This window comes from Nocardia arthritidis NBRC 100137, from assembly GCF_001612765.1.
In the GTDB taxonomy this organism is placed as follows: Bacteria; Actinomycetota; Actinomycetes; order Mycobacteriales; family Mycobacteriaceae; genus Nocardia; species Nocardia arthritidis.
Genome location: NZ_BDBB01000064.1, coordinates 1 through 15,593 on the forward strand (window position 1 = coordinate 1; position 15,593 = coordinate 15,593).

13 protein-coding genes and 1 pseudogene are annotated in these 15,593 nt (G+C 67.4%); 9 read left to right on the forward strand and 5 right to left on the reverse strand.

Features of this window, described 5'->3' with window-relative positions:
• Nucleotides 1–279: 279 nt before the first annotated feature.
• From NA8_RS30520 to NA8_RS30545, 6 genes are read left to right on the forward strand one after another with little or no spacing between them, the layout of a single operon-like run.
• Nucleotides 280–1,407, forward strand: a complete 1,128-nt coding sequence (locus NA8_RS30520) for a 4Fe-4S dicluster domain-containing protein (RefSeq protein ID WP_063053767.1) — start codon at nt 280–282, stop codon at nt 1,405–1,407.
• A complete protein-coding gene (locus NA8_RS30525) occupies nt 1,394–1,903 on the forward strand; it encodes a Crp/Fnr family transcriptional regulator (RefSeq protein WP_084467203.1) in 510 nt (169 codons plus the stop codon). Before NA8_RS30520 ends, NA8_RS30525 begins: the two co-directional genes overlap by 14 nt.
• Complete coding sequence (locus NA8_RS30530) at nt 1,900–2,754, forward strand: FAD/NAD(P)-binding protein (protein WP_084467204.1); 855 nt, start codon at nt 1,900–1,902, stop codon at nt 2,752–2,754. Before NA8_RS30525 ends, NA8_RS30530 begins: the two co-directional genes overlap by 4 nt.
• Complete coding sequence (locus tag NA8_RS30535; protein WP_063053768.1) at nt 2,751–3,524, forward strand: NADH-quinone oxidoreductase subunit B family protein; 774 nt, start codon at nt 2,751–2,753, stop codon at nt 3,522–3,524. Before NA8_RS30530 ends, NA8_RS30535 begins: the two co-directional genes overlap by 4 nt.
• Nucleotides 3,511–4,800 carry a Ni/Fe hydrogenase subunit alpha gene (locus tag NA8_RS30540; RefSeq protein WP_063053769.1) on the forward strand — a complete coding sequence of 430 codons (1,290 nt, stop codon included), beginning with the start codon at nt 3,511–3,513 and terminating at the stop codon, nt 4,798–4,800. Before NA8_RS30535 ends, NA8_RS30540 begins: the two co-directional genes overlap by 14 nt.
• Nucleotides 4,797–5,279, forward strand: a complete 483-nt coding sequence (locus NA8_RS30545; RefSeq protein WP_063053770.1) for a hydrogenase maturation protease — start codon at nt 4,797–4,799, stop codon at nt 5,277–5,279. The genes NA8_RS30540 and NA8_RS30545 overlap by 4 nt, the downstream gene beginning before the upstream one ends.
• 123 nt (nt 5,280–5,402) lie before the next feature.
• Here NA8_RS30545 and NA8_RS35845 read toward each other — a convergent pair whose 3' ends face one another.
• From NA8_RS35845 to NA8_RS30560, 4 genes and pseudogenes are all read right to left on the reverse strand, one after another.
• Nucleotides 5,403–5,723 carry a universal stress protein gene (locus tag NA8_RS35845; protein WP_369690277.1) on the reverse strand — a complete coding sequence of 107 codons (321 nt, stop codon included), beginning with the start codon at nt 5,721–5,723 and terminating at the stop codon, nt 5,403–5,405.
• A 182-nt stretch (nt 5,724–5,905) separates the two neighbouring features.
• Nucleotides 5,906–6,304, reverse strand: a pseudogene (locus NA8_RS35850) (universal stress protein); the annotation flags it as partial.
• Nucleotides 6,305–6,500: 196 nt separating this feature from the next.
• Complete coding sequence (locus NA8_RS30555) at nt 6,501–7,100, reverse strand: Rv1733c family protein (protein ID WP_063053771.1); 600 nt, start codon at nt 7,098–7,100, stop codon at nt 6,501–6,503.
• Nucleotides 7,101–7,179: 79 nt separating this feature from the next.
• Nucleotides 7,180–8,892 (reverse strand): SulP family inorganic anion transporter, encoded by a 1,713-nt coding sequence (locus NA8_RS30560; RefSeq protein WP_063053772.1) that lies wholly within the window; start codon nt 8,890–8,892, stop codon nt 7,180–7,182.
• 181 nt (nt 8,893–9,073) lie between these two features.
• Here NA8_RS30560 and NA8_RS30565 point away from each other — a divergent pair, with 181 nt between their 5' ends.
• From NA8_RS30565 to NA8_RS30575, 3 genes are all read left to right on the forward strand, one after another.
• Entirely contained in the window at nt 9,074–9,601 is a 528-nt protein-coding gene (locus NA8_RS30565) for a flavodoxin domain-containing protein (RefSeq protein ID WP_063053773.1), read from the forward strand.
• Nucleotides 9,602–9,723: 122 nt separating this feature from the next.
• Nucleotides 9,724–10,635 (forward strand): universal stress protein, encoded by a 912-nt coding sequence (locus NA8_RS30570; protein WP_063053774.1) that lies wholly within the window; start codon nt 9,724–9,726, stop codon nt 10,633–10,635.
• 15 nt (nt 10,636–10,650) lie between these two features.
• Nucleotides 10,651–11,514, forward strand: coding sequence for a universal stress protein (locus NA8_RS30575; RefSeq protein ID WP_063053775.1), 864 nt, complete (start codon nt 10,651–10,653; stop codon nt 11,512–11,514).
• Here the strand turns inward: NA8_RS30575 and otsB are convergent.
• Nucleotides 11,492–15,505 (reverse strand): trehalose-phosphatase, encoded by a 4,014-nt coding sequence (gene otsB, locus NA8_RS30580; protein WP_281199193.1) that lies wholly within the window; start codon nt 15,503–15,505, stop codon nt 11,492–11,494. The two genes, NA8_RS30575 and otsB, sit on opposite strands and share 23 nt — an antisense overlap.
• Nucleotides 15,506–15,593: the final 88 nt, after the last annotated feature.

Sequence of the window (15,593 nt, forward strand, 5' to 3'; positions counted from 1 at the left end):
ACTCTGCCGAGCGCCACCGCTAACGCTATGAGCCGCACCGCAGGGCGACCAGGGTCCGATGTCCCCCGAGGTCACCGGACATTCGTCCCGATCGTGACGGCGTTTCGGCACTCCGCGGTCCGGTGCACCTCTGCCCGGCCACGCCGGGAATCAGCCCACTACCAGGACCGATGCCGTCAGCCACCGCGATTCGGGACCTTGGTCCCTCGCCATAGAACCGGTACACCCACCAGACTCGAAACCGGACGGCTACATCCGACCGAGCAGAGGCTCCCGACAATGCCCGACGACACCGCAGTGATCGATCGCCTTGGTTTGGATCGTCTGGTGGACGTACTGCGTGAGCAGGGATACCGCGTCATCGGTCCGCAGGTGCGTGGTAGCGCGATCGTCCTGGACGAACTGGACTCCGGCAGGCAGCTGCCCGCCGGATGGGGCGTGGAGACCGCCCCCGGCCGGTATCGGCTCCATCGCCGCGACGACACGGCGGTGTTCGCGCATTCGGCCGGCCCCGGATCCTGGAAGCAGTTCCTGCATCCGCCGCGCCGCAAGATCGGCCGGTTCGGGCCGGATCTCGAGATGGAACCCGCCGAGGACACACCGGTCCGCTCCGCGTTTCTCGGCGTCCGCGGTTGCGACCTCGCCTCGATCGCGATCCTGCAGCGAGTACTCGGCGGCGGGGCGCATCCCGACTCCTCGTTCACCGCCCGGCGGAAAGATTTGTTCGTAGTCGCGGTGAACTGCACCGAGCCCGGCGGCGTGTGCTTCTGCGCGTCGATGGGCACCGGGCCGGGGGTGTCGGCCGGGTACGATCTCGCGCTCACCGAGCGCATCGATGTCGAAGGTCACCGCTTCCTCGTCGAGGTGGGCAGTGCCGACGGGGCCCGCATCCTCGCCGAACTCACCGCGCGTCCAGCCGAGGCGGACGAGATCGGGAGCGCTCACGCAGCGGTGGCGGCGGCAGCGGGCCGGATGGGCCGCGCCATGCCCGAGGTGGATATCCGCGCGTTGCTTCGCGACTCCCAGGAGTCCCCGCACTGGCAGGACGTCGCCGGCCGCTGCTTCACCTGTGGCAATTGCACCATGGTGTGCCCCACCTGTTTCTGCACGAGCACCGAGGATGTCACCGACCTCACCGGCGACCATGCCGAGCGGTGGGAGCACTGGTCCTCGTGCTTCGAACTGGACTTCTCCTATCTGCACGGCGGCAGCGTGCGGCAATCCGGGGAAAGCCGCTACCGGCAGTGGATCAGCCACAAACTCAGCACCTGGTACGAGCAATTCGGCAGTTCTGGATGCGTCGGCTGCGGACGGTGCATCGCCTGGTGCCCCGCCGAGATCGATCTGACCGCGGAGGTGGCCCGGCTGGCCGAACTCGCGCAGGAAGACGACGATGCCCACCGGTGACGAGCTGTCGGAGTTCGGTCGCCTGGCGGCACTGAGCAAGGAAGAGCTCGGCACGTTGGCCGGAGCCGGGCGTCACGTCGCCTTCCCTGCCGGGTACCGAGTGATCGAAGAAGGACGTCCGGCCGACCGGTGCTGGCTGATCCGCCACGGCAGAATACTGCTGGACGCTCGGGTGCCAGGGCGCGGCGATATCGTCCTCCAGACCCTCAGCGGCGGCGATCTGCTCGGCTGGTCGTGGCTGGTGCCACCGTACCGGTGGCATTTCGGGGCGATGGCCGCCGAACCGGTGGAAGCCGTCGAGTTCGAAGCGGCCACTCTGAGGAAACTCGCCGACCAGGACCCGCGATTCGGCCAAGCACTGACTTTGATGCTGTTCGAGGCGCTACTGGACCGTCTGCAGGCCACCAGGGCAAGGCTGCTCGATCTCTACCGGAACCCCGCCGAGACGTGCACCGTCGGCCCTCCCCGCATCGCGGTCGGACGAGGTGGCCGATGAGCGTGGACACGCAGGCTCGTGCGGCATCGCGCGGCGACACGATGCTTCCCTACCGAGTCGTCGACCGCACCGCACAGACACCCGACACTGTGACAGTATGCCTGGAGCCGGTACGTGATGCGGCGCAACGGTTTCGGGCCGGGCAGTTCATGATGCTCTACAGCTTCGGGGTGGGCGAGGTCGCGATCTCGATCAGCGGTAATCCTGCGTCTGGCGACGATTGCTTGGAGCATACGATCCGGGCGGTCGGCGCGATCAGCGGTGCGCTGCACGGCACCGATGTCGGGGGCATGATCGGGGTACGCGGGCCATTCGGGAACGGATGGGATCTGGCCTCGGCGAGCGGAGGAGATCTCGTCATCGTGGGCGGCGGCGTGGGGCTGGCGCCGCTGCGGCCGGTTGTGCTCGCCGCGCTCGCGGCCCGCGCCGACTACCGGCGGATCGTGCTGATCAGTGGGGCCCGTACCCCGGCGGACATTCTGTTCCGCGACGACCAAGAGCTGTGGGCGGCCACCGGTGCAATCGAACTCCACCAGACCGTCGACCATCCCGCGCTCGACTGGCACGGACGAGTCGGCTTCGTCACCGAGCCATTGACACAACTGAAAGTCGAAGCCGCCCGGACAACGGCGTTCCTGTGCGGTCCGGAACCGATGATGCGATTCAGTGCCCAGGCGTTGCTGCGCAAAGGGGTTGCCGCGACGCGGATCCAAGTGTCGCTGGAGCGCAACATGCAATGCGGCGTCGCACGGTGCGGACACTGCCAGCTCGGCACCCTGCTGCTGTGCAGAGACGGCCCCATCGTCGGCTACGCGGAAGCCGAACCACTCCTGGCGGTGCGAGAACTATGACGACGACACCCACGCTCGCAGTATGGAAGTTCACGTCCTGCGATGGTTGCCAGCTCACTCTGCTCGACTGTGAGGACGAGTTGCTCACCTTGGCGGGAGAAATCAGTATCACCCACTTCGCGGAAGCCTCCAGCGTCATGGCGGAAGGACCGTACGACGTTTCCCTGGTGGAGGGTTCGATCACCACGCAGGAAGAGCGGCGCCGGATCCTCGAGATTCGGGAGCAATCCAGGATTCTGGTGGCGATCGGTGCATGCGCCACGCACGGCGGGATCCAGGCGCTGCGAAATTTCGCCGACATCGCCGAGTTCACGTCCGTGGTGTACGCCAGCCCGGAGTACATCTCCACATTGAGCACCTCCACCCCGATATCGGCGCACGTGCCGGTGGACTACGAGCTGCGCGGCTGCCCGATCGACCGGCGCCAGCTACTCGACACCCTGTGCGCGTTCCTCGCCGGACGCGCGCCCGATATACCGAATACCAGTGTCTGCACCGAGTGCAAACGCCGTGGAACGACCTGCGTGACCGTCGCCGAAGGGATTCCCTGCCTGGGGCCGGTCACGCAAGCGGGATGCGGCGCCTTGTGCCCGGCATATCACCGTGGGTGTTTCGGTTGTTTCGGCCCGATGGCCGATCCCAACATCCACGCCCTGCTTCCCATCCTCCGCGTCAATGGCATGGACACCGACGACATCAACCGGGTTTTCGCCACCTATGCCGCAGCCGCGCCGGACTTCGCGAACAGGAACGGCGATGAGCCGGCGTAGGCAGCTGAAAGTCGGCTCGCTGGCTCGCGTCGAAGGCGAGGGCGCGCTGCGTATTGTCGTCGCGGATGGGCACGTCGAAACCGCGGAACTGAACATCTACGAGCCACCGCGATTCTTCGAGGCATTCCTGCGTGGCCGCGCCTACACCGAACCGCCCGACATCACCTCTCGAATCTGCGGAATCTGCCCGGTGGCCTACCAGACCAGCGCCTGCAACGCCCTCGAACAACTCTGCGGCGTGGAGTTGGACCGGCCACTCGCCGAACTGCGCAGGCTGTTGTATTGCGGGGAATGGATTTCCAGCCACTCTTTGCATATTCATCTGCTGCACATGCCCGACTTCCTCGGCTACCCGGACGCGATCGCCCTCGCCACCGACCACCGCGAGCTGGTCGAACGGGGCCTGGCGATGAAGAAGGCGGGCAACGCGCTGCTCGAGCTCATCGGCGGGCGGGCCATCCATCCCGTCAACGTCCGGTTGGGCGGCTTCTACTCGGTGCCCGAACGCACCGACTTCGGCCACGTGCTCGAATTGCTCCGCCACGCAGGAGATTGCGCGGCGGAGACCGCGCGCTGGGCCTCGGGGTTGGAATTCCCTGAACTGGAACTCGGGTACGAGCTTCTCGCCGCGACCGATCCGGACCGCTACGCCATCGACAACGGCGCTGTACACACCAGCACCGGGCTTCGGTTCGCCGCGGCCGAATTCCTCGATCATGTGCGGGAACATCAGGTACCGCACTCCACGGCCTTGCACGCGATGCTCGACGGCGAACGTTACCTGACCGGGCCGCTGGCCCGATACACGCTGAACTACCACCAGCTGTCACCGATCGCACAACAGATCGCGACCGAGATCGGGCTCGGCGCCGAATGCCGTAACCCGTTCCGCAGCATCCTGGTCCGCGTGGTCGAAGTCGCCCACGCCATCGAGGAGGCATTGCGCCTCATCACCGAGTACGAACGACCCTCTCGTGCCGCGGTACCTGTAGAGCCTCGTGCCGGCACCGGCCACGGCGTGAGCGAAGCGCCACGCGGACTGCTCTACCACCGGTACGAGGTCGATGCTCACGGCATCGTGCGCGCGGCCACGATCATTCCGCCGACATCGCAGAACCAAGCCGTTATGGAGGACGACCTACGGCGCGTCGTGTCGGACAATCTCGACCTCGACGACGCGGCGCTCGCCGCGGTGTGCGAGCGAGCGATCCGCAACTACGATCCGTGCATTTCCTGCTCGGCGCACTTCCTGGCCATCGACGTCGTGCGCCGATGACCGAGCATTGGGCCGCGGTCATCGGCGTCGGCAACGACTACCGAAGTGACGACGGAGTCGGCTCGGCCGTTGCCCGCGAGATCGAAAGGCTGGACATCCCAGGAGTCGCCGTCGTCCTCTCGGATGGCGAACCCACGAGCCTTCTCGAGGTCTGGGCCGGTGTGGAGCTGGCCATCGTAATCGACGCCGTACGCTGCGCATCAGCGGTTCCCGGCCGGGTCCGACGCACCGATGTCGACCTGCTCCGGTGCGCGGGCGCAGCCGCCTCGTCCCATGCCCTCGGGGTCCAGGACGCACTGCCGCTGGGCCGCGCGCTCGGACGGGTCCCCGGCAGGATCGTCGTCATCGCCGTGGACGCGGCGTGTCTCGATGTAGGGGTCGGCTTGTCCGAGCCGGTTTCTGCCGCCGTTCCACGCGCGGTCGAGGCCGTCATGACGGAATTGCGGCGGGCGAAGGCGACGAGACGGCTCCGGAAGTGAGCCATGTCAGAACTCGACGTGGCTGCGTTCGGCGTGGCTGAGCTCGGCGTGGCTGATGAATGGCCCCGAGTTCGGCGATAGACGGTCCGGCTCGGCGAGCCCGGGGCACGGACCGCCCCGTTTTCACCTCGCACGAACGACGATCATCGGCACCTCTACCGAGTGCAGCAGCGAATTGCTCGTCGAACCGAGCACCGCGCTCGCGAACCCGCCGCGCCCGTGAGTGCCCACCACGACGAGTTGCGCGTTCGCCGACTCGTTCAGCAGCGACAGCGCCGGACGATCCGCGGTGACGATGCCCCGGACGACGACGTCCGGATAACGGTCGGCCCAGCCCGCAAGGCTCTCGGCCAAGACCGCCTCCGCCGACTCGCGGGCAGCATTCCATCCGCGAACCGGTATGTCCAGGCCGCTGGTGTCGCTCCATGCGTGCAGCGCGACCAAGTCGACCTTCCGCCGGGAGCCTCCTCGAATGCGAGTTCGACGGCGGGCACGCTGTTGCCGGTGCCGTCGACGCCGACGAGCACCGGTTGGCGGGCCGACACCGCGTCGATCGCGGAGATGCCATGGATCACCGCGACCGGGCAGTGCGCGTGGTGAGTGGTCGCGGTACTCACCGAACCCAGGACGCCCCGTTGGAACGCGCCGAGCCCGCGGCTGCCGACCACCAGCATCCGCGCCTGCGCGGATCGCTCGATGAGCAGCGGGATGACCAGTTCGAAGCTGACTTCGGTGGTGATCGCGGGCTCCTCGCCGGGCGCGGCTGTCCGCGCCACCCGCGTCGCCTCGGTGAGGACGCGTTCGCCGTCTCGGCGCAGCCATTTCAGGTCGGCCTCCGCCGGCTGGCTGCCCGGACCGAACCCAGGGGGCACGGCCATGGAAGTGATGATGTGCAGCGGGCAACGATGCAGGGCTGCTTCGGCGGCCGCCCAGGCCACCGCTTGATACGAACTGGCGGACCCGTCCACCGCGGCCAGGATCGGAGCGTTCGGTGGCGTCGGGCGCGAAGCGTTCTCGGTGGTCATGCCAACTTCCTCTCCGGACTGCGGTCGCTGCCGCACGCGCGGGTCGATGTCCGCCGCTGGGGTCGACGGAGCGGGAGACTGTACGGCGAGCAGGAGCAGGTATTCGGACCGGTCGTGATCGCCGTCGGCGGACTCTGCCGCGAGCGACGCTTCGGTGCGACGCGCCGCGGCCCGCTCGATCGCGGAGCCCGGAACGTCATTGCGAGTCCTCCTTCGCCCGGCAGATCCGTCGCCACTCGCGATCCCATCGTGCGCCGCGCTGTCGCTCCAGCACTTGGGCGAGCCCGTTCACCAGGCACCACCCGCACAGCCAGACGCCCACCAGGACGAACACGGCCACACCGATTGCGGTCACGACCGCGCTGTACGGGTGGGGTGGTCGCGTGGTGGGAGCGCCGCCGGCGTCGAGCCACAGCTCGACACGGTCGCCAGGTCGCGTCCTCTCCCCGACCGGCACGACAGCACTACCCGTGCGGCCGGCCTCGTCCCATCCCACGCGGGCTTCGAAACGATGCGTCGCGATTTCGACCGGCTCATCGATGATCAGGGCGTGAACCGAGGATTTGGTGATGTTCTCGCCGCGGATCTCGGCGGACGTGTCGGCATACGTGTCCGTGGCGAGGGCGCCCGCGACCGGGACCGCGATCAGAACTGCGATCACGGCGAAGACGCGGACCGCTGATTCGATGCGGTCGGATGGGCGCATCAGCTGATTCGGGCTGCATGGTTGCAGCGACCACAAGCGGGTCAGCGTGGTCCACCATCTGTCCAGCGGAATGATCACGCTTTCGGACATCGCTGTTCACCTCTTCCGACGGCTGGTGCCGTCTGCTTCGAGGATCGCGCTTCGGGCGGGTCATCGGCAGAGACGAAAGTCATCCTCCGGATGGGCCGTCGGACCTCGCATCTCGGTCCTCGTGGTAGGCCGACACCGCGGTCGGTAGCGTCGGATACAGGTGCTGTTCACCGATCTTCGAGGTCAGCCCGGATGCGTCCAGGGCATCGCGGAGGTCGTGTTTGACCCGTGCCATGGCGAAGACGATGCCCCGGCCGGACAGTTCGGCCCTGAGTTGTTCCACGGCGTCCAAGGCGGTCGAGTCGACCTCCACATTGGCCTCGGCATTGAGCACGAACCAACGCACGGGTGTTCCGCCGCGTTCGGCGCTCGAGCCCACTGCCGCCAGTGCTCTGCGACGGAAGTCCTCCGCATTGGCGAAACACAATGGTGCGTCGTATCGATAGACCACCAGTCCTGGAACCGGTTTCGCGGTCGGGTAGTCGTCGATGTCGTGCATTCCTGCCACGCCGGGTACGAAGCCGAGGATCGCGTCGTGTGCGCGGGCGATCCTGCGCAGCAGATCGAAGATCGACAGCGCGATCGCGACGAGCACGCCGTACAGCACACCGAGGCCCAGTACCGCTACGAGGGTTCCGAGCGCCAGCAACGATTCGCTGCGCCGGAATCGCGCGATACGACGGAACTCCGCGATGTTGATCAGTCGCAGCGCCGCGTAGATGACCAGCGCTCCCAGCGCGGCGGTCGGGAAAGCTGCGAGGACGTCCCGCGCCCCGAGCAGCACTGCCAGCGCACCGCCCAGCGTGACGAGAGAATACAGCTGGGTTCGAGCGCCCATGGCGTCGGCGATAGTGGTTCTGCTGCCCGAGCAGCTCACCGGAAATCCGTGCAGCAGCCCGGCCGTGAGGTTGGTCGCGCCGAGGGCCGCGAGCTCGGCGTTCGCCTCCACGCGGTCGCCGTGGCGGGCCGCGAAAGCCCGGGCCGTCAAGGCGGAGTCGGAGAATCCGACCACCGCGATGCCGATCGCGGGCAGGATCAGAGCCGTGACGTCGTGCACGGCGACCGAGTTCGCACCGGGTATGGGAATCCCGGCGGGAATCGCGCCGACCAACCGGATTCCGAGACGATCCAACGAGAACAGCGCCACCGCCGCGGTGGCAAGCAAGACCGCGATCAGAGGACCGGGAGCGTGGGGCGCGCGCCATGCCAGCAACAGCAGCCCCGTCAATACCGTGGCCGCGAGCCAGAAGGTGGCCCAATGCCAGTGCTCCAGGTTATCGATGAACGAATGGAGTTCCGCGAGTATGGATTCGCCTTCGACCGGCACTCCGGTCACCGACGCGAGCTGACCGACGATCATGATCCCGGCGGTCCCTGCGAGGTACCCGATCAGGACCGGTTTCGACAACAGATCGGCCAGGACCCCCAGCCGAACGACCGCACCGGCCAGACACAGCACGCCGACCAGCAACGCGAGCACTGCCGCCAAGGCGGCGTACCGCTCGGGGTCGCCCATCGCGAGCGGACCCAGCGCGACGGCGGTCAGCAGCGCGGTGGTCGACTCCGGCCCCACCGACATCTGTCGCGAAGTCGCCAGCAGGGTATAGACCGCCAACGGTCCGATCGCCGCCCACAGACCGACCACCGGCGGCAATCCCGCGACCGTCGCATAGGCCATGACCTGCGGTACGAGGTACGCGGTCACCGTGATGCCCGCGAGGACATCGGACCGAAGCCAAGCCCGCTGGTAGCCGTGGAATTGTCGCAAGCCCGGGAGCAAATGTGCCAGCACAGGTCCAGCATCGCCTACCTGCCGCCGGCACGACGGCCGAGATCGGACACTTGCACGAGGTCGGCGCTTCAATTCAGGGCAAAGGTCCCCCGAGGAAAGTCGGTTCGACTCTGTGTGGCGGCTCTGGACGGCCCTAACGTCGGATTCCCTACCGGGCCCAGCACGGAGGAGGCAGTCGGCCATGCGCGCACGGATAATCTACGAATCGATGTTCGGCAACACCGCAGCGGTCGCCGAGGCCATCGCGCGGGGAATGCGTGAGCATGCCGAAGTCGAAGTCGTGAATGTGGTGGCAGCCGCAGAAGTGTGCGGGCCGACGCTGAACCTGCTCGTGGTCGGCGGCCCCACCCATGCCTTCGGACTCAGCCGAGTACAGACGCGCCGCGACGCCGCCAAACTCACCGATGCTCCGATCGCGATCGACATCGGAGTACGCGAATGGCTCGCGGCCGCCCTGCCGGTATCGCCGGGACACCGCGCGCTGGCCTTCGGCACCAAGGTCGCCAAACCACCCTGGTTGGCGGGCTCGGCCGCACGCGGTATCGGAAAACGACTGTGCCGCTTGGGTTACTCTCTCGCCGATCAGCCGGTGGATTTTCTGGTCAGCGATACGACCGGCCCGCTCGTCCCAGGCGAACTGGATCGCGCTCGTGTGTGGGCGAGCCGGATCGCTCACACCGAACTCGACCGCATGATGCACCACGCCTGACCCCAGCCCGGCGCGTGCTGCCGAAGGACCTCAGCATTCGGGACCAACGCCAGGCGTCTGCGACCTCACCCGATCCCTACCCTTCGAGTACACAAGCATCGCCCTCCGAAGGGACACCACGTATGTCCGCCTCTCGTCGCGACAATCCGCACCAACTGGCATCCGCTGCCGTGGTCGTCGGCATCGACGGTTCCGAAGCCTCCGATCTGGCCGTGCAGTGGGCCGCCGAAACAGCAGCCCGGCGGGGACGCAGACTGCTGATCGTGCACGGCCTCGACCTCGCCGCCACCCAGGCCATCTTCGGCATGTACGACCTGATCGTGCCCGCCGTCGCCCAGAGAATGCGCGAAGAAGGCGCCGCCCGATTGGCCTGCGCGGCGCGGCTGGCCTGCCGCGTCGATCCTGAACTACGAGTCGACACCGAGCTGACGCCCGCCCACCCGGCCACCGCGCTCATCGAGCGATCCGAAACCGCGCACCTCGTGGTGCTCGGCGCCGGACAAGGCCGCGAGCTCACCCACATCGGCTCGACACTGCTGGCGGTGACCGCCCATGGGCACGGTGAGATCGTGGTCGTCCGCGACACCGGGAGTGAGCAACGCACCCGGACCGACGGACCTGTCGTAGTCGGTGTGGATGGCAGCCCCGCCGCCGAGGCCGCAGTCGGCGCGGCATTCGCGGAGGCCGACCTCCGTGGCACGTCGCTTGTCGCGGTACACGCGGCAGACGACTTCACCTTCCACTCCGGGGACGTCATCGAACCGTTCCCGGCCGGGGAACTCGAGACCGCTGCACAGCTCATGCTCGCCGAACAACTCGCGGGTTGGCAGGAGAAGTTTCCCGAAGTCCAGGTGACTCGCAAGGTCTCCATCGTCCGGCCACGCGATCTGCTCACCGTGTGGTCGAAGTCCGCGCAATTGCTGGTCGTCGGCACGCGGGGGCGCGGCGGGTTCCGCGGGCTCATGCTCGGTTCCACCAGTAACTTCCTTGTCCAACATGCCCATTGCCCGGTGCTGGTCGCCCACGAGGCTTAGAAAGAGTTGAAAACCATGCCTTCGCAGATCAACCCGCCGGTTCTCGTCGGCTCCGACGGCTCGCCTACCGCCCTCGCCGCCGTACGCTGGGCGGCCGTCGACGCGGTCCAGCGTCGCGCGCCGCTGCACATCGTCTACGCGATCGCCGCGCCGATCGATTTCGGACCGGGCATCGGCGTAGCCCAGATCGACTACGACAGCTACCGGCAAGAGGGGCGCACGGCGCTGGAGATCGCGCGCAAGACCGCCCTGGCGGAGGCCGCCCCTCTCGGCGAACTCGACATCAAGGCCGATCTCGTCGAGGCGCCGCCGATCCCGGTGCTGCGCGACCGATCCAAGTCCGCCCGGTTGGTCGTGGTGGGCACCCATGGGCTGGGCGCCTTCAGCCGCGGCATTCTCGGCTCGGTGAGCACGTCGCTGGCCAGGCACGCCGCGTGCCCGGTCGCGGTGATCCCCGCCGACTCCGAGCACCCGGACGGACCGGTGGTCGTGGGCGTCGACGGCTCGTCGTGCAGTGTCCGCGCCGTCGAGATCGCCTTCGACGAAGCCGCCCACCGCGGCGCCGAACTCGTCGCCGTGCACACCTGGTCGGAGTTGTTCCGCTACGACTCACGCACCGATATGCAGCAAGAGGCCGAGGAGCTGCTCTCGGAGAACTTGGCCGGGTACGGCGAGCGGTATCCGCAGGTGCCGGTACGGCGGATCGTGGTCGAAGACCGCGCCGCCAGACGACTGCTCGCCGAAGGGGCCGACGCACAACTGATCGTCGTGGGCAGTCACGGGCGCGGCGGTTTCGCCGGGATGACCCTCGGCTCGGTCGGTCAAGCGGTGCTGCACGGCGCGAAAGCGCCGGTGATCATTGCCCGGACACCGAACTGACCCCACGCTCTTGCGGTCCGGCTGCGGAGTTCATGGACAGTCGGACCGTCTGTCCCGCGGCGAGCCGCGCGACCTGGTCCCGGCAGGTGACTTCGATCGGCGGTGACGCGCCGGGATCCGAGCTGATCTGCACGCCCGCGCCGCTGACCCGCACGGTCAGCCGATGGCCTCGGTAGATCATCGGGAACGACAGGGCACCGAGCGACTCCGGCCAGTACGGACAGAACAGCAGCCGGTCGCGGCGCAGTTCCATCCCGGTGTAGCAGCGCTGTAACAGGTCGACGCTGCCCGCCATCGCGGCGAGGTGAATTCCCTCCGCGGTGGTGCCGCCCTGAATGTCGGCGACGTCGGAGCCGAGCACCAGATCGAAGAATTCCACGGCACGATTACGGTTGGCCCGCGTCAGCACCCACGAGTGCACCAGCGCGCTGAGCGTCGAGCCGTGGGACGTGCGTGACAGGTAGTAGTCGATGGTGCGTGGAATCATCTCGCCGGGCAGCTCGTAGCCGAGATGTTCGAGCAGTTCCCGCAGTTCGTCGGCCGACAGCAGATAGAACAGCATCAGCACATCGGCTTGCTTGGCGGCCCGATAGCGGTTGACGTCATCGCCTTCGGCCTCGAGTATCCGGTCCAGCCGCTGGATGTCACCGTAGCGGCGACGGTAGTGGTCCCAATCGAGTTCGGCCAAGTGCTCGTATCCCTCGAACTGACTGATGACGCCGTCGTGGAACGGGACGTAGATCCGCTGAGCCACGTCCTGCCAGTGCCGCGGATCCGACGGTCGCACGGCAAGCTTCTCCAGCAATTCGGACCGCTCGCGCGGAGCGAGCAGGGCGAGCGCATCGATAGCTCGCAGAATCACCCAGGCCGCCATGACATTGGTGTAGGCGTTGTTGTCGATGCCCGCCTCGGGCGCGTCCGGATAGCCGGAATGGAACTCGTCGGGGCCGATCACACCCCGGATCGTGTAGCGGCCGCGGTCGGCGTCGAAGGCGGCCAGGCTCGACCAGAACCGAGCGATCTCCACCAGCAGTTCCGCGCCGTATTCGATGAGGAACTCGAGGTCGCCGGTGGCCTGGTAGTACTGCCAGACGTTGTAGGCGATCGCGATCCCGATGTGGTGTGCGCGACGGCTGGGATCCGGATTCCATCTTCCCGACAGCGGATTCAGGTGCAGCCGCTGGCTTTCTTCCCGGCCGTCGCTGCCGGACTGCCACGGGAACATCGCCCCGGCCAGCCCCGCTTCCGCGGCCGCCCGGCGTGCCTCGGGCAGACGACGATAGCGGTATCGCAGCAAAGATCGGGTCAAGTTGGGGAAGCGCGGGTTCAGCACCGGAAAGACGAACAACTCGTCCCAGAACACATGGCCCCGATAGGCCTCACCGTGCAGGCCGCGCGCAGGAACGCCCACATCGAGATCCACCGTGTTCGGCGACAGCGTCTGCACCAGGTGCAACAGGTGCAGACGCACGATCCGCGTCGCGTCCTGCGCGCCGTCGAGGTCGATCCGCAGCCGGGCCCACACGTGCTCCCACGCCACCACATGGCCCTCCAAGAGCCATTCGTAGCCGCCGACGGCTTCGATCATGCGAGCCGCTTCCTCTTGCGGACCCGCGGCAGCGTTGTCACGTCCGGTGAACACGGCGACGATCTTCTCCACGGTCACCGATCCGCCGGCTGCGATGTCGAGGGAGTACTCGTGCCCAATTCGTCCGTCTCGATCGACCAGTTCCCGCGGTGGATCGAACGGTGCATCGCCACGCCGCAGAGTGCTGCGCGTCGCCATCGCCGCTGCCAACCCGGATCCGTTGGTCCGCACCGCGAGCAGAACCGAATCGTCGGACAGGGCCACCGCGTACTCGTCCGTCAGGTGCGTGGCCGAGAGCTCGCTATAGCGCTGCACCAAGTGATTGCGCACCCTGCCGTCGATAAACGAGCGGATTCCCAGAGTTCCCGACCAGTTCTCGGCGGTGATCGTCGTTTCCAGGGCGCCCAGATGCGGGCGGTGCATCGCGACGAACCGTCGTTGCGACACCGTGGTGATTCGCCCCGCGCTGTCGCGAAAGCGGAACCGCCGCAGCAGTTCGGCGCGGCGCAGATCCAATTGCTGCTGGTAGGAGACCAGTTCGGCGGCATCGAGGTCGAACCAGTCGTCGCCGCCGATCCGGAAGGTCATCGGCAGCCAGTTCGGCAGATTCACCAGCGACTCGTTGTCGATGACATGCCCGGCGATCTCGTCGGAGAGCCGGTTGTACACCCCCGCGACATAAGTGCCCGGATAGTGGACCGCTCCAGCCGTGGATTCCGGTGCCGCGCCGCGAGTCGCGAAGTAGCCGTTGCCGAGCGTGCACAACGCCTCGCGAAGCTTCTCCCGAGCCGGATCGTACCCATCGAAAGTGAGAGTCCACGACTCCGGCACGGCAACCGACTCGGGGCGCAACAACATCGCCAGTCGCTGGAGGAACTCGCGCGCCTGCCGCGGCCCTGCGACCGAGAAGCGGGCAGCGGTCTGCCTGTCGCCGGTCTCCTCGGCACGCACCACGATGGCGATCCCGTCGGATTCGACGGCATCGAAGGCGTCTTCGTCGGTCAGATCGTCCCCGAGATAGATCGGCAGCACCGGGACCGCGAGATGGTCGAGAATCCACCGCAGCGCGGTGCCCTTGTCCCAGTCCACATCCGGTCGCAGTTCGGTGACGCGACGGCCGTGCGTGACTCGCAGGCCTGCCGCGTGTCCGGTCTCGTGTGCCGCGGCAATCACCCGTCCGACATCCTCGGCCGCGACATTGCGATGATGAACCGCGACCGCGAAGCGCTTGTGCTCGACCAGCGCTCCCGTGATGGAGTGCAGTCTGCGGCGAAGTTCCCTCGCAGCCTCGGCGAGTACCCGCTCGGCTCCCGGCATCGCGTCGTGGACATGCCGGGTACCGTCCGGGGCCATCAGTTCGAAGCCGTGGCTACCCGCATACCAGATACCGTCGACACCCACGCGGTCCCGCAGATCGGTCAGATCGCGTCCGCTGATAACCGCGACCGGGCATCGCGTGGCGAGTGTGGCCAGCACCGTCGCCACTCCGTCGATGGGCGCGGCGGCCGCGGGATCGGCGACGATCTCGGCCACCGTGCCATCGAAATCCAGCAGGACGGCCGGCTCTTCGATGCCGAGCAGATCTACGATGCGCGACCAGCACCCCATTCCGTCGGGGACTTCCGAAATTCGCCGGAAGCCGCCACGCAATCGCACCTGTGCCAGGTCGGCGATGACGATGTCCGCCCCGTGTGCCAGGAGGCGTTCGCCGCTCGCGTGCCGGTCGACTCCGATGACCAGCGCGAAGCCGCCGCTGCGGCCGGCCGCCACCCCCGCCTCGGCGTCCTCCACGACCACCGTCCGATCCGGTTCGGCACCCAGCCGCCGAGCGGCCTCGAGCAGCATCGACGGATCGGGCTTCCCCGCCAGGCCCAGCTTCTCGGCGTCGATCCCGTCCACCCGCACGGTGAACAAGTCGGCGACACCGGCAGCCGCGAGCACCTCCGCACAGTGACGGCTGGCGGAGAACACACCCGTTCGTATGCCCGCGTCGCCCAGCCGCCGGACCAGCGTGACGGTCGATTCGAATACTCGTACACCGTCGCGCGTGAGCCGGCCGAGGAAAAGCTGATCTTTCCGGTTGCCCAGCCCGCATACCGTCTCCGCCGTTTCCGGATCCGACGGTCTCCCCCAAGGCAGTGCGATTCCTCGTGCGGCGAGGAAGTCCGCGACACCCCGGTATCGCGGCTTGCCGTCCACGAAACGGAGATAGTCGTCCTCGGTGAACGGTGAGCGGTCCTGTCCGGCCCCTGCAGGGCGTCGGCTCAAGAAGGAATCGAACAGTTCCGTCCAGGCCGCGGCGTGCATCGACGCGCTGTCGGTGATCACCCCGTCCATATCGAAGATCACCGCGTCGTGCCTGCGCGCATCGATCGGCGGTGCGGCCGAAGCAGCATTTCCCACCCACTCAGCCTGAACGGATCGACGCCTCACGTCCAGAGGCCGAGGTCCCACGCGCCTCGGCCGAGTGGGGACCACCTGCGGTGCGATT